Source organism: Sulfurimonas sp. HSL1-2 (genome assembly GCF_039645565.1).
Classification (GTDB): domain Bacteria; phylum Campylobacterota; class Campylobacteria; order Campylobacterales; family Sulfurimonadaceae; genus Thiomicrolovo; species Thiomicrolovo zhangzhouensis.
This window is the reverse complement of sequence record NZ_CP147914.1, coordinates 109,310-127,623: the sequence shown is the minus strand read 5'-3', so window position 1 is coordinate 127,623 and position 18,314 is coordinate 109,310. Positions and strand designations below refer to the sequence as shown.

Genomic DNA, 18,314 nt, shown 5'->3' with positions numbered 1-18,314 from the left:
GTTGTAAAAAAGAAGGGGAACAAAGCTGCAGAAGAAATGCCTTGAAATGAAAAAGAGCAACAGTCCCTTAGAACTGGATCATCCCGTCGATCGGGGATGAGGCCGTCGCATACGGGCGTTTCGGGATACGCCCAGCGAGGTAGCTCATGCGTCCTGCCATGACGGCATGCTTCATCGCCACCGCCATCGTCATCGGGTCATTCGCCTGGGCGATCGCCGTGTTGGTGAGGACCCCTTCGGCCCCCAGTTCCATCGCCGCCGCCGCATCGGAAGCGCAGCCGATTCCCGCATCGACGATAACCGGAACGCTGACCGCTTCGCGGACGAAGACGACGTTGTACCGGTTCTGGATCCCCAGGCCCGAACCGATGGGTGCCGCCAGCGGCATGACGGCGTGCGCACCGGCATCTTCGAGGCGCTTGGCCATGATCGGGTCGTCGGAGGTATAGGCCATGATCGTAAAGCCGTCCTTGGCCAGGACTTCGCACGCTTTGATCGTCTCGAGGACGTCCGGGTAGAGGGTCTTTTGCGTATCGCCGATGACTTCGAGCTTGATCAGGTCGATGCCCGTCGCCTCGCGGGTCAGACGGAAGGTCGTGATCGCCTCCTCGGCCGTCGTACACCCCGCAGAGTTGGGCAGGAACTGTACGCCCGTTCCTTTGAAGGTGTCGCGCAGATTCTCTTTGTTCGGGTCCGTGATGTTCAGACGGCGCACCGCAACGGTGATCAGCTCGGAGCCCGAAGCGAGTGTCGCCTCCTTCGTCGTTTCGAAATCTTTGTACTTCCCACTGCCCACGATCAGGCGGCTGTTGAACTCATATTTTCCGATTTTCAGTGTATCGCTCATATTCTCTCTCCTTGTGGGCATCACTAAAAGCCCTGTACGGTCTCAGCACCGCAGAGAAAATCATCATCAAGGCGACGCTTTGATGGCATAGCGAAGGCTACGTCGAAAAGCGACAACGCCGAGGATGGCTTTCTCTGTGGTGTCCTTTGGAAGGGCATTTGAAACACGATCTTTCCTCCGTTTCGTTTTGACATAGCCTTGGCTATGCCTACAACGAAAACAAAGACAACCTCATATTTCAAATGCCCTCTGATATCCGCACAGGGTTTTTAGTGATGCCCAAATGCTGCCGGGTTATAACACAGCTAATCTATGACGTATCTTACGCTAAAGTCCTAACGGCCGCCTCTAATCCATCCCCGCCGCCCAGCAGGTCGGCAACGGTCCTGGGAAGCAGTTCGTACTCAAGATCATGGACGGCCGCTTCGAAAGCAGCCGCATCCATCGCCTCCGTGCGCTCAAACGAGGCCTGTGCAATGACGGTACCGCCGTCAAGCTCCCCCGTCACCCAGTGGACGCTGACGCCGCAGACGATGTCCCCGCTCTCGTAGGCCTGTTCGATCGCTTTCGCCCCTTTATACTTAGGCAACAGCGAGGGGTGGATGTTGACGGCACGGATACGGTCGGTGAATACGGGGGTAAGAATGCGCATAAATCCCGCCGTCACTGTCAGGTGGGGCGTGTATTTCTCGATCCGCTCAACGAGCACGGCGTCGAACGCTTCGCGGCTCTCATACAGCGTATGGTCGATCACCTCCACCGGGACCCCGAAAGATTCCGCCCGCTTGATCCCCGGGGCCCGGGGCCGGTTCGTGATGGCGGCAGCCACCTCTATGCCCATGGGAGGCAGGTCTTCGAGCAGTTTCTGGAGGTTGGTCCCCTCCCCGCTGAACAGAATGACAACGCGCGGCTTCATAGACGGCAGACCCCTTCGATGAGATCGTCCGGCGTCAGCGCGTAGGGCTGTTTTTCATAACGTGCAGCGACTTCGGTATGCGCCAGGGAGGCATGAACGGCAGCGTCCAGCGGCGTATAGCCCTGGGCCAGCAGAGCACCGATAAGTCCGGAAAGGACGTCGCCGCTGCCCCCTTTGGCCAGGACGTTGGTGCCGTGGGGGTTGACGTAGAACCGTTCCCCCTGTCCGATGATCACATTGGCCCCTTTGAGCAGCAGCACGGCGTCGGGGTAGGCATGACAGAAGGCTTCGACAAAGCCGAAACGGTTCAGCTGCAGACCCCGTACATCGGTCGTGGCAATTCCCGTACGGCTCAGCAGGGTGGTAAACTCTTTGGGGTGCGGGGTGAGGACGATGCGTTTGCGCTTCAGAAGTTCCCCCAGCATCGGATGCGCAAAGATATCCGCGTCGCAGACCAGGGGGATATCATCGTCGATCCGCTCCCGCAGTTCCTGTTCGGCGAACTCCTGCCCCAGTCCCATCCCGATGGCGACGGCGTTGACCGTTGCGGGGCGGAGATGCGACTGCATCAGCTCATAAGGAATGGCGACCTCCTCGTTGGAGAGCAGCGTCACGAGTCCGGCACCGAAACGCAGCGCCGCCTTGCCGGCGATGACGGCCGCCCCGCTCTTTTCGCCGCAGACGATGCCGAGATGCCCGAAACTCCCCTTGTGCACGTCCGGTTCGTCGCGCAGCGGCAGGCGCAGGTCGCTGCGGTCCAGCAGTTTCCAGTTGCTCTCCCGCTCGTACAGCGCACGTGAAACGCCCAGCTCGGCTACGATAATCTCGCCCACCGCATTTTTGGCCGCGTCGCTGAACATGCCGCGCTTGAGCGCCCCCATCGTCACCGTCAGGTCGGCACGGAAAACCGCCGCGTCGCAGCCGCCTCCCGTGCGCAGGCCCGTCGGCATGTCACAGGCGAGTTTGAAAGCACTCATGGCGTTCATCAGCTTGATCATACCGATGATCCCGCTCCCCAGCGGCCGTCCCAGACCGCTGCCGAAGAGCGCGTCGACCAGGACGTCGCAGGGGGTGATTGCATTGACCACGGGCACGCCCAGCTTCTCCAGGCGCTCGAACTGCACCCGGGCCATCGGCGACTTCACCTCCAGCGGCAGCACGACCTCCACCCCGTAGGTACCGTGCAGCAATCGGGCCAGTGCAAGCCCGTCGGCACCGTTGTTGCCGGGGCCGCAGACGATGACGACGCGGCTGCCGGCGGCAAAACGTCCCCGCACCGCGACCGCCATCGCCTCGGCGGCATGCTCCATCAGCAGCTCTTCGCTGAGTCCGTAGCTGTTGTAACAGCGTCTGTCCAGGGAGTCTACTTCATCGAATAGGTTCTGCATGGGGATTCCGTTTTTGCCATATTATAGCCGATTCGGCTAAAAGGGGATCGGCAGGGTACGCGGGGTCACCGCCGTTCGACGATGGTGTCGAGGTCGAGCCGATAGTGCTCCGGCTGGGGGTTCAGGCGGTAGCCGAAGGCAATGATGAGGGCGACGGAGCGGGCCGGTTCCAGAGAAAGCTCCGCTTCGACCTTCTCTTTTTCAAACCCCTCGATGGGGCAGCTGTCGATGCCGAGCGACGCCGCGCCCGTCATCATGTTCGCCGCCGCCAGGTAGCACTGCTTGTGCGTCCATGCTTCGATCGCTTCGCGGGTGTGAAACTGCGGGCCCATGTGGTTTGCGTACACGCCGAGGTAACGCTCGTAAGCCTCTTCGGGAAGCCCCCGGCGCGCGAACATTGCCCGGACGTATTCCGTGCCCGGTTTGATACACTCGTTGTCCGCGGTGATAATGAGCAGGTGGCTGCTCTCGGTGATCTGCGGCTGATTCCAGCAGAGCGGGCGCAGCGCTTCGCGCAGGGCCGTGTCGGTGACGACGATAAAGCGCCACGGCTCCATGCCGAACGACGAGGGGGACATCCGGCCGAATTCGAGGATCTGTTCAAAGGTCCCTTCGGGGATCTTCTGCTCCCTAAAGCGCTTGCAGGCGTGGCGGAAGGCCATCGCATCGGCAAATTCAGGCACTGAGTCTCCTTTGGACCGCATGGACGGCATCGTCAAGCTCGAGATAGAGCGGGTTCTGCTTGCCGATCTGCGGCAGGTATTCGCGGTACTTCATGTAGACGCCCCACGGTCCGGGCGCTTTGTGCGGCCGGCCGCGCTTGTGCAGTTCGAAACTGACACTGGCGTTGATCAGCCCCTTGAGCAGCAGGATCTCCGGCGTCTTCTGCGTGCGCAGCGGAAACCAGAGCTCCTCGAGGGCCTCATGCGCATCGTAATAGCGCTCCTCGTTCAGGCAGGCGACAAACGCGCTGGCGTATTCACGTGTCAGCATTGTCTTTGACCTGCAGGTATTTGCGCCAGTAGCCCCGTCCCCCTCGCAGGGAGATGCAGTGCTTGCCGGGGAAGCGTTTGCGGAACTCCGGGAGACGCTCCTTGGAGGCCTTGCCCGTGTCGCAGTAAAAGACGAAGACGGAACCTTCCGGCTCCTTCTCCAGCATCGGCGGATTGTATGTGACCGTCTCGGCATGGTCGATGGGGTTGAGGATCGTATCGATCAGCAGGACCTTGACGCCCTCTGCCTCCAGCCGTTTCTTTTCGCGCAGGTACTCTTCCTGCGTCCATTCCAGGGGAAATTCACTCATGGTCGTTACTCTAGCAGGGACGGGTTGAAAGAAACGTTAGTGCCGTACGTTATTCTGACACCATCCGGTTCGTTTCATAATAGGCTTTTTGCCTAAAGATCGACCCCGTCCCAGAACTCATCAAAGTCGAGGTCCGTCATCGGGTCCGTCTGCTGCGCGGCGAGCTTCTGTTCGGCCGCTTCGAAGTAGCCCTTCAGGGCCTCTTTGATGATGACGGCGGGCGCTTTGTTCAACAGGGCGCTGTAGGTCTGAAGCGCTTCGACCGTCTCGTTGTCGAGGACGAATTTGATCTCTTCGTTCATCCGGGTACTCCTTGCAAATGGCATGCGAAACTATAACGCCTTTTTCTTTGCGGCAGCCATCCCGCAGAAGGTGCACGCTTTTGTATCAGCATCGCACAGCAAGATTTACCCCGAAACCGCTAAAATGGCTTATGGCAAAAAAGAAAAAGAAGCTGACACGCCTTAACGCCTCCATCCGCCGCTATTTCGACGGCGACGGATTTGACGAAGGGATCGAACGCGTCGAGACCGCGACCCTGAGCGAACTCGTCCAGACACTCGGGTTCGTGCCCGAAAGCTGGGAGCGCGAGGAGCTGGTCCGGACGCTGCGACGCCTCTGGAGCGACGCCGACGTCGAGATGCGCCAGGCGATCACGGCGTTTTTTACCGCCGAAGGGCGGGTCTACCCCTCCCCCAATACCAAAGAGCCCTCCGTCGAGCGCAGCGAAAAGATCGATGCCATTTTGGAGACGATGGATGTCACCCCCTCCGAAGCCCGCGCACTGCACAACAGTTTCATCGAAGTGCGCACGAAAAAGATCACGCCCGAAAAGATGGAAGCGAAGCTCGCGCACCTGCGCTTCGAGCAGAAACGCGCCCGCATCGAGAAGGCGTGCGAAGGGCGCTTTGACCTTGACGACCGTTTCGAATTCAACACCCTGCTCGACTATGACCTTTTCGGGGAGCAGTTCCGCAAGATCCACCCCCTGAAAACTCCGGCCTTCTCCTACACCTACCTGAACGACAGCGACGAAGCGGAACTGATCGCGGAGATCACAACGGCCAAGGCGGAGGTGACACAGCAGAAGCAGGCCGAACTGGGCGCCTTTCTCGCCACCCTCGGCACGGACCACCCCTACCTTTCGCCGGAGCAGATCGTCCAGACCCTCAAGAGCGCCCCGCCGGACTCCCGTCTTACCCATCCGCCGCTGCCCGACACCCTACTGCGCGCCATCCTGGAGCGGCAGACCCCGCTCAGTACGATGCTGCAGACCGATGAGGAGATCGTGCTGGGCATCCGGGACAGCTTTATCCCGCAGGGGTTCCTTCACCCTATCGAACACGAAGCGCACCTCTCCCTGCTGCGCGATCCCGTCCTTGCCGCCGTCTGGGCGGGCGGGCCGATCGACGTCACCGGCGAACTCGCCACCACGCTGAAAAACGAGCGCGAAGCCTTCGGCGGGCAGCTGGAGACCCTCGCCGGCGAATGCGCCGTACTCGCCAAGCTGCTGAGCCCCTCCCGCGATGAGATCCTGCAGTGGCTGGAGGCGGAGCTCTCCGAACACCTCGGCGACCACCTCTCCATCAACTCCAAGCTCTGGCGCAAGACCCTCTTTCACTGGGAACGCCACATCCACGACGCGCTTCTCCGCCGCCAACGCCAGGAGCTGCTCGCCCGCACCATCCGCGATTTTAAAAACCTCTTCCCCCTCGCCCGCGAACTGCGCCGCAAGCTCATCTTTTACACCGGCCCGACCAACAGCGGGAAGACCTGGCGTGCGATGCAGGCGATGGAAAAGGCCGACACCGGCTACTACCTCGCCCCCCTGCGGCTGCTCGCGCTGGAAGGCTACGAGTCCCTGCGCGAACACGGGATCGGCGCCTCGCTCATTACCGGCGAGGAGCAGCTCATCGACGAAGAGGCAACGCATATCAGCTCGACCATCGAGATGCTCGATTTCCACACGGATGTCGACGTCTGCGTCATCGACGAGGTCCAGATGCTCGGCGACCGGGACCGGGGGTGGGCCTGGGCGAATGCCATCATCGGCGCCCCCGCCAAAACCGTCATCATGACGGGTTCCGAGAATGCCGTTGACGCGGTGCAGAAGCTGGCCGACTACCTCGGCGAACCGCTGGAAATCGTGCAGTGCGAACGCAAGAACCCGCTGGAGCTGATGACCCACGCCACCCCCGTCACCCATATCCAACCCGCCACGGCCGTCATCGCCTTTTCCCGCAAGGAGGTGCTGCGGCTCAAACAGCAGCTCGCCCAGCACTTCCGCGTCAGCGTCGTCTACGGCAACCTCTCCCCCGAAGTGCGGCGGGAGGAGGCGCGCCGCTTCCGCGAAGGGGAGACGGAGGTGCTCGTCGCCACCGACGCCATCGCCATGGGGCTCAACCTCCCCATCCAGACGATCCTCTTCTCCCGGGGCGACAAGTTCGACGGCGAAAACCAGCGGCCGCTGACCGCTTCGGAGATCCACCAGATCAGCGGGCGGGCGGGCCGCTACGGGATCAAGGAGAAGGGGCACGTCGGTGCCATCCGCCCCGACGTCCTCTCCATGATCCACAAACAGTTCCACAAGCCAGCGCGCCCCGTTACGGTCCCCTTCAACGTCATGGCCAACCTGGACCACATCAAGCTGGTCTCGGGGATTTTGGAAGAGGAGTCGCTCGCAGAGATCCTCACCTTCTTTGTCAAGAACATGCAGTTCACCGGCCCTTTCCGCGCCGCCAACCTCGAGTCTATGCTCGAAGCGGCCGCCATCGTCGACCGGTATGAACTCGACCTTACGGCGAAGTTCCACCTCGCCGCCGCGCCGCTGACGCTCAAATCGCCCTACATCGTCGCGGCCTACGAGCGCTACGTGCGTTCGCTGGCCCAGGCCAAGCCGATCGCCTATATTCCCCCGGCCAACCTCGGCGAGTACGCCCTCACGACCGACGAGCTTCTCGAGGCCGAGGACCGGGTCAAGGAGATCTCGCTCTACCTCTGGCTCGCCTACCGTTTCACCGACGCCTTCGTCGATACGGAAAAAGCCCGAGAATGGCGCGGCACCCTCAACCGCTTCATCGAGACCTCGCTGAAAAAGAGCGAGTTCGTCCCCCGATGCCGCCAGTGTACGAAACCGCTGCCGCTCAACTCCGAGTACGCCATCTGCCAGAGTTGCTTCCGCCGCCTCAACCGCGAAAAACGGAGCGGGGAACGCACCAAACAGGGAAAATTCCGGGCATAACCGTTTCCCCAGGAGGAGATCATGCAAAAATCGACCGCCGCCATCCTCGGCCTCTTCATCTTTCTCGGGCTCGGGCTTTTCGGCTACCTGCTCTCCACGGCCGCACTGACCGTCAAGGAGATGGAAAGGGTCGTTACCGTCAAAGGGCTGGCCGAACGCGAGGTCACGGCGGACAAGGCGATCTGGCCCATCAGGTTCGACGAGGCCGGCAATGACCTCGGCTCCCTCTATGCGACCGTCGAGCGAAAAAGCGCCGCCGTCACCGCCTTTTTGAAGGCGCACGGCTTCAACGAGGAGGAGATCACCGTCTCGTCACCTTCCATCGTTGACCGTCAGGCTCAGAACTACGGCAATACGGCCAATATCGCGTTTCGCTACACGGCCGCAACCGTCGTCACGGTCTATACGGAAAAGATCGATGCCGTCCGCCAAAGTATGCGGGAGATCGTCAACCTGGGCAAAGACGGCATCGCACTTTCGGGCCAGAACTACGAGCACCGTACCCAGTTCCTCTTCACCGGGCTCAACAGCCTCAAGCCCTCCATGATCGAAGAGGCGACGAAGAATGCCCGCATCGTCGCCGAGAAATTCGCCACAGACTCCGCCAGCCGCCTGGGCAAGATCAAAACGGCCAGCCAGGGGCAGTTCACCATCACGGACCGTGACAGCTCGACGCCTTATATCAAAAAGGTCCGGGTCGTCTCGACGGTCAGTTACTATCTGTCGGATTAAACAGGAAAACGCCGCCGCGTAGGGCGCGCTTATTTCAGCAGGTCGCTGTAGTCGTAGTGGTAGGGGCGAAGGTGCAGCTTGCCGCCGCGCACGAGGATGCGGCTGTCCTCTTCCGCGCGGGTTTCGAAACGCTCTTTGACCCGTTTGCGGTGTTTTTTGCCATACCCTTTGAGCTTCATAAAGTCCCTGAGGGAGACGAGGTCGTCAAAGTCATCGTCCTCGAAAGGGTCGGAGGTGTCCCCCATCGTCGCCTCCTCCGGTGCCCCCTCATCGATGATCCCGTCCTCGAACTCCTCTTCGCCGAGCGGTTCGGGGACCGATTCGACGATCTCTGCGGAGACCGCCTCTTCGACGACGGCTGCGGCCGCCTGTTCGGGCAGCAGTTTCGATGCGAACACCTGCAGCACGTTCTTGAGCTGTTCGTCGCGCTCTTTGTAGATCTGCTCGACTTTTTCGCGTTCGGCAATGAGCATCGCTTCGCGCTGGTCTCGGAGGCGGTTCACCTCCGCTTCGAGCTGTTCGTTCTTCGCCTTGAGACGCTCGTTCTCTTTCTCGATGTAATCATGAAAACGGCTGTCCGCCGCCGGCGCTGCCGGTGCGGCATCGGTGAGCACGACATATTTCACGCCGTTCTCGATAACGCTGTTTAGGGTTCCGCGGCGGATCCGGTTGTGGATCGCCTCCTTGGAGACATTGAAATGTTCCGCCGCCTCTGCGACCGTCATCTTGGACATCACTCTTCCTTTCAGCGCATATTTTCAAAGACGAGCGGGGCATCCCACTCCATCCCGCGGATCTCACGGATCACCTTTTGGAGATCATCGAGCTGTTTGCCCTTGACCCGGATATGGTCCCCTTCGATCTGCGCGGTCACTTTGAGCTTGAGGTTCTTGATCTCGGCAGCGATCTTCTTCGCCTCCTTGGCCTCGATGTAGTCGACCACTTTGAACAGCTGCTTGCGGTTGCCGCCGCTGCTGTCTTCAACGCCTTGCTTGTCCAGGACGTTCGACGTCAACCCACGCTTGAGCAGTTTGCCGATGACGATATCATGCAGGGCATCTAGTTTGTTGTCGCTGGCGCTTACTAACGTCAATGTTTTGGCTTTTTCGTTGTAGTCGATATCGGCCGTGAGCCCCTTAAAGTCATAGCGGGTCGCCACCTCGCGCTCGGCCTGGACGATGGCGTCTTTGAACGCCTGCATGTCGATCTTGGCGGAAATATCGAAACTGTGCTCTTTTGCTGCCATATAACACCTCTGTTTGTCATTCAAACCGATTATAACAAAATGAGCTTAAGGGGTTTGGCCGCAGGGGCTGCAGCCGGGGAAGAAAGGTTAAAAACTCGGCGCTCCGAAGTCCAGGCCGCCGAAGCCGCCCATCATGTTCGGGTCCATGAACCCCTCCATGCCGCTCTTGGTACGCAGCAGGTTGATATCCTGCTTGGGCGCGATCCCCTGGGGACAGACCGGGACGCATTCGTTGCAGAGCGTACAGTCCCAGATGCCGTTTTGCTGGACCGCTTCGAGCTTGCCGCGGACATCGCCGGTCCGGGCGTCGCTGACATAGCGCCAGCTGCGCGTCAGGGCAAACGGCCCTTCGAAATCCGGCTTGACGGCGTAGACAGGACATGCACTGTAGCAGGAACCGCAGAGGATGCAGTCGCTTTGCAGCTCGTTCGCCTTCTCCTCCGCATGCCCCATACGGATCGCGCCGCTGACCGGGTCGATCCACGCCTGCGCACCGGCGTTAAAGGAGAGGGGACGGTCCATATTGACGACCAGGTCCCGGATCACCTCGGCATTGCGCAGCGGCTCGACGAGATCACCATCTGAGGGTTTGTAGCTGCAGGCAAGGGCCTCGGTGCCGTTGACCCGCACCGCGCAGCTGCCGCAGACGCTGGAGCGGCAGCCCGAGGCAAACGTCAGGGTCGGATCGACGTGCGTCTTGATGTGGATGAGAAGTTCCAGCAGCGTTCCCTCGAAATCGACAGCATAGGTGACGGTTTCATCCCCTCTTTTGACGGCAATTTTCATCAGTCGCACCACTCCACTTCGTTGTCATCCTCATCTTCGTCCCAGTAGGGGTCCTCGCAGCAGGCGTCTTCCCACTCCGTCTCCTCTTCGTCGAGGAAATCCTCATCGACATCATCCGAACAGATCATTGGAAATCGAAACACAGTCCCTCCTCTTTGATACAGCTGAGCGAATGCACGGCCAGGGCGGCGTCCGCTTCCGGGAAATCGCTGCGGTAGTGCGCCCCCCGGCTCTCTTCCCGGCGCAGCGCCCCCTCCGCCACCGCTTCGGCCACGGTGAGAAGGTTCACGAACTCCAGGAAGTCCGTCCGGTTGGTATTGTAGGCGACATTGCGGTCTACGACGCCCATCTTCGGCAGTTCCGCCTGCATCGCTTTGACCGCGTCGAGCGCCGAGCGCAACCGGTCGGCGTCACGCACCAGCCCGACCTGCTCGTAAAAGAGCGTCGCCAGCGTGTCGCGGCGGGCGTAGAAGTCGACTTCGGGGGCGTCGTTGAAACACGCCTCCAGCTCCGGGGCTTCCGCCGCGGCCGGCACTACCTCTGCACTGCCGTTCTTCGCCGCCACTGCCGCATTCGCCCCCGCCTGGCGGCCGAAGACGATCAGCTCCAGCAGCGAGTTTCCGCCGAGGCGGTTTGCGCCGTGGACGCGGTGGTTGGCGCATTCGCCGGCGGCAAAGAGTCCTGCAACGGCGGTCTGCGAATCCGCGCCGACCTCGATGCCCCCCATCGTGTAATGCGCCACCGGCTTGATCGGAATGGGTTCGTAAACCGGGTCGACCCCTTCGTAGCGCTGTGCCAGTTTACGCTCCTGGGGGAGTTCGCCGTCGATAAAGGCTTCGCCGAGGTGGCGAATATCGAGGGTGACCTTCTCGCCGGCCGTGATCTGATCGTGAATCGCGCGCGCTACCCGGTCGCGGGGGAGACACTCGTCGATAAAGCGCTCGCCTTTGCTGTTCAGCAGGTAGCCGCCGGCCCCGCGCGCGCTCTCGGAGATGAGGATGGAGGAGCCCGCCAGGCCCGTCGGGTGGAACTGCACGAACTCCATGTCGCTGAGCCGTGCCCCGGCCCGCAGCGCCGCCGCATGGCCGTCGCCGCTGCTGCCGGCGGCATTGGTCGAGTGGCGGCCGTAGAGCTTGCTGTAGCCGCCTGTCGCGAGGATCACCGCCCCGGCCATGTACACTTCGACGGCACCGCTGCGGATATCGAGGACCTTGACGCCGCAGGCCCGCCCCCCTTCGACGATGATATCGAGCAGGAAACGTTCGTTGTAAAAGGGAATGCCCGCGCGGTTGCACTGGTCGTAAAGGGTATGCAGGATCTTCAGTCCGCTGTAATCCTGCGCATAACAGGCACGCGCCGCATAGGCCCCGCCCAGTTTTCGCTGGGCGATCTGCGCATCGTCAGTCCGGCTGAACGGCACCCCGATCGCATCGAGCCACTGCAGGGCGTCGATCCCTTCGGTGCAAAGCGTTGCCACCGCCGTTTCATCCGCCAGCCCCTGGGCGGACTTGAGCGTATCGGCGATATGCATTTCGACGCTGTCGTCGCCAGCGTGCCCGAGGGCCGCATTGATGCCGCCCTGCGCCATACAGGTCTGCGCCCTTGTCGGGTAGCTCTTGCCGAGCACCGCCACCGATGCCCCCGCTTCTTTGGCGGAGAGGGCGGCCGCCATGCCCGCACCGCCGCCGCCGACAATTAGTACATCAACCATTCCGCTCCTTTAGAGGCCGCAATTTACCGCGCATCATAACCTAGGAAGCGTTGCGTCCGTTTTAAAGAAAACCGCTTTCCTATTCGCCAAAGATTTCTGTCACGCTGCGGGAGGACTCGCCGATCTTCTCTATCCGGCCGAAGCCGATAAGGAAGTAGGTCTCCTTGGTGACGACCTCATCGATCCCGCCCTGGGCGTTGTAACCGATCAGTACGCCGTATTCGTCCTCGTCTTCCAGTTCAAAGGAGTCCAGCTGAATGATACGGCGGATCGTCGGCGTATGGAACGTCTCCAGCAGTTCGGGCACCACAGACGCATCCGGCCGACCGATATACATTTTACGTTCCTTCTTCGCCAGCCCGACGGGTTTGATCTCCACCCGTGACTCGGTTTTGAGCAGGGCGGGGATGTTAAGCACGACGGAGAGGGCGTCGTAGGGGCTGTAAAAATCGAGCACCTCGGTTTTTTGCCTGATTTTCTGGGTCTGCTTCTCCACCAGCCGCATGGTCATCGCGTCAAACGTCGTCTCCGTCACCGTCTCGTTCTTGTCCTGGAAACGGGTCACGGTTTGGGCCTCGTGATCGAAAACGTAGACGTTGGATTCGGTCGTTTTGTCGTTGGTCTGGTAGAGCTCGAAGGTATCGGTGATATACATCCCGTCCTTGATATGCCCGCGGCTGACGAAACGGTCCCGCTCATGCCCGGAGATATCCGCCGCCAGCCCCGTAGCGTAGTCCTCGACGATCATGCGGTACTCATCCCCGCGCTCAGCCATGGTAATCTTCGCCTCGCCGACTTTACCAAAGAGCGAAAGCATCACCTTGTAGCGGGTCGTTACCGCCTCCGAACCCATCAACGCCGATAAAAAAACAAACAACAACAGCAGACTTTTCATACGCACATTATAGTACAATCACGGCATGAATTCCGCCATCGTCTCGGTACTGGGCATCTACCTCTTTATCGGCGTGGGCTACCTGGCCAAACGCAGTTTCAAAGAGCAGATCGACGAACGCACCATCACCCTGCTCTCGGTCTACTTCCTGCAGATCTTCCTGACCCTCTGGGGACTGCTCAAACGCCCCATCGACACGACGCTGCTGCAGACGCCGCTGCTCTACATCGGCATCACCCTCTCCCTCGTCGCCGTAACGATGTTCGTTTCGCGCCTGCTCTTTGCCGACGTGAAAGAGCGCTCCATCGCCACCGTCGCCGCGCTGATCGGCAACACGGGCAACCTCGGCATCCCGCTGGGCATCGCGCTCTTCGGCGAGGAGAGCGTCCCCTACACGACCATCATCAACCTCGCCAACGTCTTTTTCGTCTACACCTTCGGCGTCTACTACTACTCGCGCGGCAACTTCAGCGTGCGCGATTCGCTGCTCAACATCGTCAAGCTTCCCGTGCTCTGGGCCGCCCTGATTGCCATTGGGCTGAACCTCGGCGGCTACCGCCCCTCCGGAACGATCGAGGAGACGCTGACGATGGGCGCCTACGCCTCAATGGTGATGCAGCTCGTACTGTTCGGCATCTACCTCTATGACACAAAGCTCACCGAACTCAACCGCGTGCTGATCGGCTGGGTCAACGGGCTCAAGTTCCTCGTCGTCCCCGCCGTCACCTATGCCATCCTCTCGCTGACGGACCTGCCCGAGATGGTCAAGGGTGTCCTCTTCATGGAGATGCTGATGCCCCTTGCCGTCGCCAACGTCAACCTGGCGTCGCTGTACGACTGCCGTCCCAGGGCATTGACGGCCCTCGTCTTCATCACCTCCGTCCTCTTCCTGGGGATCATCTTCGCCGCCATGCGCTACGTGCCGTGGCTGACCATCTGAGCTTCAAAGGAGACCTTATGCTCGAACTGACCGATGCCACCTATTCGCAATTCGTCGCCGAAATGGACCAGCCGCTTTTTATCGACTTCTACTCCCCGACCTGCGGCCCCTGCCAGCAGGTACTGGCCCAGCTGCCCGCCCTGGAGAAGCATTTTGAGGGCAAAGCGGTCATCGCCAAGGTCGACGTAACCCGCAACCCGAAACTGGCCGCCAAATACGAGATCCGCAGCGTTCCGTTCTGCGTCAGCATCGGGGCGAAAGACAAGATGGTGAAGGATTATGAGCTGGGTGCCGCCACGCCGGCGCGCTATATCCGTATGATCGAAAAGGCGCAGGGGAAAGGGCTGCTGGCGCGGCTGTTCGGGAAGTAGGCCTACTTCAGACGGTAGATATTTTCGTCGGGTACGATGCAGTAGACCTCATGAATGCGTGTATCGTACCGCTCTTTGATCACCACTTCCATGCCCAGGGACTCCGCATGGGCCTTGAGTTTCGGAAGGATGTCATCGTTACCCGTCGTGATCTCGACCAGCAGGTCTCCCTTGTAGCCGGAATAGGTACGGATGTCACGGATGGGAAAATCAAGGGCGAAGCGGATCATCTGCTTACGAACATCGGAGAGTTCCTCATGCGACGCCTCCAGCGTCGATGCCGATTTACCGTACTGCCGCTGCATGAAATGCGGCATATCCTCCGTGTTTTTGTTCTGATCGTCTGCCATCACTGCCTCCTTGTTTTTTCACATGGTATCATATTTTCCAGCCGCTTCACTATATAATGGTCCGTATGAACGCACCGTTATGGACCATCCCCAATCTCATCAGCCTTTTCCGGCTGGCCTGCGCCCCTTTTCTTGTCCTCTCAGGGCTCGCGGAGAGTGCGATCCCCTTCTTTTCGATCCTCTCGCTAATGCTCGTTTCCGACGCCCTCGACGGCTTCCTGGCCCGCCTGCTCCACCAGACCAGCGTCCTGGGGGCGAAGCTCGACAGCTACGGGGATTACGCAACCTACATGGCCGTGGCGCTCGGTGCATGGCTGCAGTGGCCCGAGCGTATCGAACGCGAAGCCCCCTTCATCCTGCTGGCCGTCGCCGTTTTTATCCTGCCTGCCGTCATCAGCATCGTGAAATTCAAGCGCTTTGCCAGTTACCACACGTGGATCACGAAGGTCTCAGCGGTCCTGATGAGCCTCGGCATCTTCGCCCTGCTCGTTTTTGACCTCTCCTGGCCCTTCTACGTCGCCGTCGCAGTCCTTGTCATCGAAGCGGCTGAGAACATTGCCATCACGCTGACCCTCGACTCCCCGGAGACGGACATCCGCTCCTGGTGGCACCTGCGCCGTCGCCGCTAGAACGCCTGCGCGATCAGCCAGTAGCGCGCAATCCGCAGGCTCCCGGCAAGCAGTAAGAACCATACGACGTTGAGCCGGGCCATGCCCGCCACGAGGGTCAACGGGTCACCGATCACCGGCAGCCAGCTCAGCAGCAAGGCCGCATAGCCGTAGCGGTGCCCCGCAGCGAGCGCTTTGCGCCCCGTTTTGCTCGCTTCCAGTTTCGTATGGGTCTTTTCATAGAGCCAGAATCCGAGAAGGTAGTTGACGAGGATCGCGAGGATATTCCCGGCGGAAGCCGACGCCAGTGCCACGCCGCTTTCCATCCCGCTTGAAAGTGCGGCAACAAGGGCGGCTTCGGAACTGAACGGCAGCAGGGTCGCGGCAAGGAAAGCGGAAAGGAACAGCCCCAGAGGGCCGTAGGCATCAGGCATTGACGAAAGTACGGATGTTTTCGATGACCTTGGCGATGAGGGCATCGCGCGCCTCGACGGAGGTCCAGGCGATGTGCGGGGTGATGTAGAGGCGCTCTTTATGCTCGATTTCCATCAGCGGGTGGCCCGCGCTCATCGGCTCTTTTTCAAGCACGTCGAGGCCGATGTAGAGCGATTTGGCGTCGATGATGGCCGCCAAGGCCCGCTCGTCGACGATCCCGCCGCGGCCGAGGTTCAGCAGGACGGCCCCGTCTTTCATAATGAGCAGCTCGGAGTGGCCGATCAGCCCCTTGGTCGAAGCGTTGAGCGGGGCGTGGATCGTGACGATGTCGCTCTCCTCGAGCAGGCGGCTCAGGGTTACTTTTTCATAGTCGGCGTTGTCGTTTTTCCCCGAGGTGGAGTAGTAGCGCACCTGCGCCCCGAAGGCCTTCGCAACGGCGGCGACGCCCCGGCCGATCTCGCCCAGGCCGATAATGCCCCAGGTCTTTCCCTTGATCTCATGGAAGGGGCGCCCGACATGGGTAAACACCTCGCTGCGCGCCCAGTCGCCGTTTTTGACATAGCTGTCGTAGTAGCGGCTGTGGCCCAGGAGATAAAAGAGCATGGAAAAGGTGTGCTGTATGACGGAGTCGGTGGAGTAGCCCGCAACGTTCCTGACGGCGATACCGCGCGCCTCGGCGGCGGGGATATCGACGTTGTTTGTTCCCGTGGCCGCGACACAGATCAGTTTCAGCGTCGGCGTTGCCGCCATCATCTCATCGGTAATAACGACCTTGTTTGTCACGATAACGTCGGCGTTAGCGATGCGCTCCGCTGTCTCTTCCGGCGCCGTCGTCTCGTAAACGTCAACCTCGCCGAAGGCGTCGAAACCGCCGAGGTCCGTGTCGCCGTAGGTCAACGTGTCGAGCAAGACGATTTTCATCAGTGGTCGCTTACTTTCTCGATGATCGTGCGCGCTTTGGCCAGAGCCGCTTCGGGTTCGTCATAGACCAGGGCGACGGCAAGGCGGCGGCCCGGGTGGGATTCGGGCTTGCCGAAGACGCGCACGAAGCTGTTGGCGTCAAAAAGCGCATCGTCTATATCGACGACCGGGGCGAAGGATTCCGACGTCGCCTTGTACGCCGCCGACGCGCCGCCGCCGTAGAAGGTAAAGCCGAGCGGCAGGCCGAGCACGGCGCGCAGGTGCAGGGCGAACTCGCTCTGGCTCTGGGTGATGAGGGTGACCATCCCCGTGTCGTGCGGACGCGGGCTCACTTCGCTGAAGTAGACCTCGTCCCCCTGGATGAAGAGTTCGACGCCAAAAAGCCCGCGGCCGCCGAGGCCGTCGGTGATCTCTTTGGCGATCAGTTCCGCCCGTGCCTTGGCGACGTTGCTCATCTGCATCGGCTGCCAGCTGAAAACGTAGTCACCGTCGCGCTGGATATGGCCGATGGGTTCGCAGAAGACCGTCTCAACGCCGTTGCGCGCCGTGAGCATCGTGATCTCGTAATCAAAGGCGATGAAAGCCTCGACGATCAGCTCGCTGGCATCGCCGCGCGCCTCCTTGGCCATCTCCCAGGAACGGTCCAGGTCCGCCTCGCTCTTCATGACGCTCTGGCCGTGGCCCGAGGAGCTCATGACCGGCTTGACGACACAGGGGTAGCCGAGCCGTCCGGCCGCCGCCTCAAGCTCCTCGCGGGTTTTCACGAACTCGTACGGTCCCGTTTTGAGCCCCAGCTCCTCCGCGGCGAACTTGCGGATGTTTTTGCGGTTCATCGTTTTGTTGACCGCCTCGGCGTTCGGGATGACGTGGAAGCCTTCCGCTTCGGCCTTGAACAGTGCATCGATGCTGATCGCCTCGATCTCCGGGAGGATGAAGTCGGGCATCTCGGAGCGGATCAGCTCCAGCACAGCCTCGGTATCCTGCATATTGACGACATGGGAGCGGTGCGCGACCAGGTGGGCCGGGGCGCCTTCGTAGCGGTCGACGGCGATGACCTCGATGCCCAGGCGCTGTGCCTCGATGGCGACCTCTTTGCCGAGTTCCCCCGAACCCAGCAGCATGATACGAATGGAATTGCTTTTTAACGGCGCGGTAAACAGCATCGGAAGATCCTTAAAATCAGATGCCTAATTGTAACGAAGGGAGCTAAAAAAGAGCGGTGCCCTACTCGTGGTAATGGGCGCAGGTGGTGTAGTCGAAATTCTTGATGAGATTGGCGAGTTCCGCGATACTGACGGGCTCTTTGAGGCGGCGGCGGTTGTGGTGCTCCACGCAGTAGGCGCAGCCCTTGTGTTCGCTGTAGTCGTCCATGGCGCTGAGGATGATAACCCGCTGCTTCGGGTCGAGCGTGTCGATCATTTTCAGCGCTTCCGTCCCGGCTTCGAGGGCGAAATCAACGATAACGATCTTGTATCGGCCGACGGCATACTTGGCTTTGAAATCCTCGAGCGTAAACACATAATCAACATGATGGTGGAACTGGTCGCGCAGAATTTCTTCTCTGGCATAAGTGGCTAGGCCCTGTTTGTCGATGAGGAGGAGGTTCATAATGGGAGTGTATCCA

At 60.6% G+C, this 18,314-nt stretch carries 23 protein-coding genes; 5 read left to right on the top strand and 18 right to left on the bottom strand.

The window, feature by feature from the left end:
- Positions 1-67 precede the first annotated feature (67 nt).
- The 7 genes from WCX18_RS00655 to WCX18_RS00625 all read right to left on the bottom strand — a co-directional run bounded on the left by WCX18_RS00655 (position 68) and on the right by WCX18_RS00625 (position 4,756).
- The gene (locus WCX18_RS00655; protein ID WP_345985663.1) at positions 68-847 is read right to left on the bottom strand and encodes a thiazole synthase; all 780 of its coding nucleotides are present in this window, start codon (positions 845-847) and stop codon (positions 68-70) included.
- A 322-nt stretch (positions 848-1,169) separates the two neighbouring features.
- Entirely contained in the window at positions 1,170-1,763 is a 594-nt protein-coding gene (gene purN / locus WCX18_RS00650; protein WP_345988699.1) for a phosphoribosylglycinamide formyltransferase, read from the bottom strand.
- Positions 1,760-3,151 carry an NAD(P)H-hydrate dehydratase gene (locus WCX18_RS00645; RefSeq protein ID WP_345988697.1) on the bottom strand — a complete coding sequence of 464 codons (1,392 nt, stop codon included), beginning with the start codon at positions 3,149-3,151 and terminating at the stop codon, positions 1,760-1,762. Before WCX18_RS00645 ends, purN begins: the two co-directional genes overlap by 4 nt.
- Positions 3,152-3,216: 65 nt before the next feature.
- A complete protein-coding gene (locus tag WCX18_RS00640) occupies positions 3,217-3,834 on the bottom strand; it encodes an NAD(P)H-dependent oxidoreductase (RefSeq protein ID WP_345988695.1) in 618 nt (205 codons plus the stop codon).
- Positions 3,827-4,144: a DUF309 domain-containing protein gene (locus tag WCX18_RS00635; RefSeq protein WP_345988693.1), complete on the bottom strand. Its 318-nt coding sequence runs from the start codon at positions 4,142-4,144 to the stop codon at positions 3,827-3,829. The genes WCX18_RS00640 and WCX18_RS00635 overlap by 8 nt, the downstream gene beginning before the upstream one ends.
- The gene (locus WCX18_RS00630) at positions 4,131-4,454 is read right to left on the bottom strand and encodes a hypothetical protein (protein WP_345988691.1); all 324 of its coding nucleotides are present in this window, start codon (positions 4,452-4,454) and stop codon (positions 4,131-4,133) included. The genes WCX18_RS00635 and WCX18_RS00630 overlap by 14 nt, the downstream gene beginning before the upstream one ends.
- A 92-nt stretch (positions 4,455-4,546) precedes the next feature.
- Positions 4,547-4,756: a hypothetical protein gene (locus WCX18_RS00625; protein WP_345988689.1), complete on the bottom strand. Its 210-nt coding sequence runs from the start codon at positions 4,754-4,756 to the stop codon at positions 4,547-4,549.
- Between the two features lie 131 nt (positions 4,757-4,887).
- Between WCX18_RS00625 and WCX18_RS00620 the strand changes: the two genes are divergently transcribed.
- A complete protein-coding gene (locus WCX18_RS00620; RefSeq protein ID WP_345988688.1) occupies positions 4,888-7,695 on the top strand; it encodes a helicase-related protein in 2,808 nt (935 codons plus the stop codon).
- 21 nt (positions 7,696-7,716) lie between these two features.
- Positions 7,717-8,427, top strand: coding sequence for an SIMPL domain-containing protein (locus WCX18_RS00615; RefSeq protein WP_345988686.1), 711 nt, complete (start codon positions 7,717-7,719; stop codon positions 8,425-8,427).
- A 29-nt stretch (positions 8,428-8,456) separates the two neighbouring features.
- Here WCX18_RS00615 and WCX18_RS00610 read toward each other — a convergent pair whose 3' ends face one another.
- The 6 genes from WCX18_RS00610 to WCX18_RS00585 all read right to left on the bottom strand — a co-directional run bounded on the left by WCX18_RS00610 (position 8,457) and on the right by WCX18_RS00585 (position 13,065).
- A complete protein-coding gene (locus tag WCX18_RS00610) occupies positions 8,457-9,161 on the bottom strand; it encodes a hypothetical protein (RefSeq protein WP_345988685.1) in 705 nt (234 codons plus the stop codon).
- 11 nt (positions 9,162-9,172) lie between these two features.
- Entirely contained in the window at positions 9,173-9,673 is a 501-nt protein-coding gene (locus WCX18_RS00605; RefSeq protein ID WP_345988683.1) for a YajQ family cyclic di-GMP-binding protein, read from the bottom strand.
- An 87-nt stretch (positions 9,674-9,760) separates the two neighbouring features.
- Positions 9,761-10,459, bottom strand: a complete 699-nt coding sequence (locus tag WCX18_RS00600) for a 2Fe-2S iron-sulfur cluster-binding protein (RefSeq protein ID WP_345988681.1) — start codon at positions 10,457-10,459, stop codon at positions 9,761-9,763.
- Positions 10,459-10,602, bottom strand: a complete 144-nt coding sequence (locus tag WCX18_RS00595) for a hypothetical protein (RefSeq protein WP_345988679.1) — start codon at positions 10,600-10,602, stop codon at positions 10,459-10,461. The genes WCX18_RS00600 and WCX18_RS00595 overlap by 1 nt, the downstream gene beginning before the upstream one ends.
- Positions 10,584-12,170 carry an FAD-dependent oxidoreductase gene (locus WCX18_RS00590; RefSeq protein WP_345988677.1) on the bottom strand — a complete coding sequence of 529 codons (1,587 nt, stop codon included), beginning with the start codon at positions 12,168-12,170 and terminating at the stop codon, positions 10,584-10,586. The genes WCX18_RS00595 and WCX18_RS00590 overlap by 19 nt, the downstream gene beginning before the upstream one ends.
- Before the next feature lie 79 nt (positions 12,171-12,249).
- Positions 12,250-13,065, bottom strand: a complete 816-nt coding sequence (locus WCX18_RS00585) for a hypothetical protein (protein WP_345988675.1) — start codon at positions 13,063-13,065, stop codon at positions 12,250-12,252.
- A 25-nt stretch (positions 13,066-13,090) separates the two neighbouring features.
- Between WCX18_RS00585 and WCX18_RS00580 the strand changes: the two genes are divergently transcribed.
- Together WCX18_RS00580 and WCX18_RS00575 are read left to right on the top strand one after the other, a co-directional pair.
- The gene (locus WCX18_RS00580; protein WP_345988673.1) at positions 13,091-14,005 is read left to right on the top strand and encodes an AEC family transporter; all 915 of its coding nucleotides are present in this window, start codon (positions 13,091-13,093) and stop codon (positions 14,003-14,005) included.
- 17 nt (positions 14,006-14,022) lie between these two features.
- Positions 14,023-14,376, top strand: coding sequence for a thioredoxin domain-containing protein (locus tag WCX18_RS00575; protein ID WP_345988672.1), 354 nt, complete (start codon positions 14,023-14,025; stop codon positions 14,374-14,376).
- Between the two features lie 2 nt (positions 14,377-14,378).
- Here WCX18_RS00575 and WCX18_RS00570 read toward each other — a convergent pair whose 3' ends face one another.
- The gene (locus WCX18_RS00570) at positions 14,379-14,726 is read right to left on the bottom strand and encodes a hypothetical protein (RefSeq protein ID WP_345988670.1); all 348 of its coding nucleotides are present in this window, start codon (positions 14,724-14,726) and stop codon (positions 14,379-14,381) included.
- Positions 14,727-14,791: 65 nt separating this feature from the next.
- On the opposite strand from WCX18_RS00570, the gene WCX18_RS00565 reads away from it, so the two are divergent.
- Complete coding sequence (locus WCX18_RS00565; protein ID WP_345988669.1) at positions 14,792-15,355, top strand: CDP-alcohol phosphatidyltransferase family protein; 564 nt, start codon at positions 14,792-14,794, stop codon at positions 15,353-15,355.
- On the opposite strand, the gene WCX18_RS00560 is transcribed toward WCX18_RS00565, so the two are convergent.
- The 4 genes from WCX18_RS00560 to WCX18_RS00545 form a co-directional block, all read right to left on the bottom strand.
- A complete protein-coding gene (locus tag WCX18_RS00560; protein ID WP_345988667.1) occupies positions 15,352-15,768 on the bottom strand; it encodes a DedA family protein in 417 nt (138 codons plus the stop codon). The genes WCX18_RS00565 and WCX18_RS00560 overlap by 4 nt on opposite strands.
- Complete coding sequence (locus tag WCX18_RS00555) at positions 15,761-16,690, bottom strand: D-2-hydroxyacid dehydrogenase (protein WP_345988666.1); 930 nt, start codon at positions 16,688-16,690, stop codon at positions 15,761-15,763. Before WCX18_RS00555 ends, WCX18_RS00560 begins: the two co-directional genes overlap by 8 nt.
- Entirely contained in the window at positions 16,690-17,853 is a 1,164-nt protein-coding gene (gene purT / locus WCX18_RS00550) for a formate-dependent phosphoribosylglycinamide formyltransferase (protein WP_345988664.1), read from the bottom strand. Before purT ends, WCX18_RS00555 begins: the two co-directional genes overlap by 1 nt.
- Positions 17,854-17,914: 61 nt before the next feature.
- Positions 17,915-18,298 (bottom strand): hypothetical protein, encoded by a 384-nt coding sequence (locus WCX18_RS00545; RefSeq protein WP_345988662.1) that lies wholly within the window; start codon positions 18,296-18,298, stop codon positions 17,915-17,917.
- Between the last annotated feature and the right edge of the window lie 16 nt (positions 18,299-18,314).

Bases quoted from the DNA above. Each gene is read 5' to 3' on its own strand.
- WCX18_RS00655 (WP_345985663.1), bottom strand. From the start codon at position 847: ATGAGCGATACACTGAAAATCGGAAAATATGAGTTCAACAGCCGCCTG.
- purN (WP_345988699.1), bottom strand. From the start codon at position 1,763: ATGAAGCCGCGCGTTGTCATTCTGTTCAGCGGGGAGGGGACCAACCTC.
- WCX18_RS00645 (WP_345988697.1), bottom strand. From the start codon at position 3,151: ATGCAGAACCTATTCGATGAAGTAGACTCCCTGGACAGACGCTGTTAC.
- WCX18_RS00635 (WP_345988693.1), bottom strand. From the start codon at position 4,144: ATGCTGACACGTGAATACGCCAGCGCGTTTGTCGCCTGCCTGAACGAG.
- WCX18_RS00630 (WP_345988691.1), bottom strand. From the start codon at position 4,454: ATGAGTGAATTTCCCCTGGAATGGACGCAGGAAGAGTACCTGCGCGAA.
- WCX18_RS00625 (WP_345988689.1), bottom strand. From the start codon at position 4,756: ATGAACGAAGAGATCAAATTCGTCCTCGACAACGAGACGGTCGAAGCG.
- WCX18_RS00620 (WP_345988688.1), top strand. From the start codon at position 4,888: ATGGCAAAAAAGAAAAAGAAGCTGACACGCCTTAACGCCTCCATCCGC.
- WCX18_RS00615 (WP_345988686.1), top strand. From the start codon at position 7,717: ATGCAAAAATCGACCGCCGCCATCCTCGGCCTCTTCATCTTTCTCGGG.
- WCX18_RS00610 (WP_345988685.1), bottom strand. From the start codon at position 9,161: ATGTCCAAGATGACGGTCGCAGAGGCGGCGGAACATTTCAATGTCTCC.
- WCX18_RS00605 (WP_345988683.1), bottom strand. From the start codon at position 9,673: ATGGCAGCAAAAGAGCACAGTTTCGATATTTCCGCCAAGATCGACATG.
- WCX18_RS00600 (WP_345988681.1), bottom strand. From the start codon at position 10,459: ATGAAAATTGCCGTCAAAAGAGGGGATGAAACCGTCACCTATGCTGTC.
- WCX18_RS00590 (WP_345988677.1), bottom strand. From the start codon at position 12,170: ATGGTTGATGTACTAATTGTCGGCGGCGGCGGTGCGGGCATGGCGGCC.
- WCX18_RS00585 (WP_345988675.1), bottom strand. From the start codon at position 13,065: ATGAAAAGTCTGCTGTTGTTGTTTGTTTTTTTATCGGCGTTGATGGGT.
- WCX18_RS00580 (WP_345988673.1), top strand. From the start codon at position 13,091: ATGAATTCCGCCATCGTCTCGGTACTGGGCATCTACCTCTTTATCGGC.
- WCX18_RS00575 (WP_345988672.1), top strand. From the start codon at position 14,023: ATGCTCGAACTGACCGATGCCACCTATTCGCAATTCGTCGCCGAAATG.
- WCX18_RS00570 (WP_345988670.1), bottom strand. From the start codon at position 14,726: ATGGCAGACGATCAGAACAAAAACACGGAGGATATGCCGCATTTCATG.
- WCX18_RS00565 (WP_345988669.1), top strand. From the start codon at position 14,792: ATGAACGCACCGTTATGGACCATCCCCAATCTCATCAGCCTTTTCCGG.
- WCX18_RS00560 (WP_345988667.1), bottom strand. From the start codon at position 15,768: ATGCCTGATGCCTACGGCCCTCTGGGGCTGTTCCTTTCCGCTTTCCTT.
- WCX18_RS00555 (WP_345988666.1), bottom strand. From the start codon at position 16,690: ATGAAAATCGTCTTGCTCGACACGTTGACCTACGGCGACACGGACCTC.
- purT (WP_345988664.1), bottom strand. From the start codon at position 17,853: ATGCTGTTTACCGCGCCGTTAAAAAGCAATTCCATTCGTATCATGCTG.
- WCX18_RS00545 (WP_345988662.1), bottom strand. From the start codon at position 18,298: ATGAACCTCCTCCTCATCGACAAACAGGGCCTAGCCACTTATGCCAGA.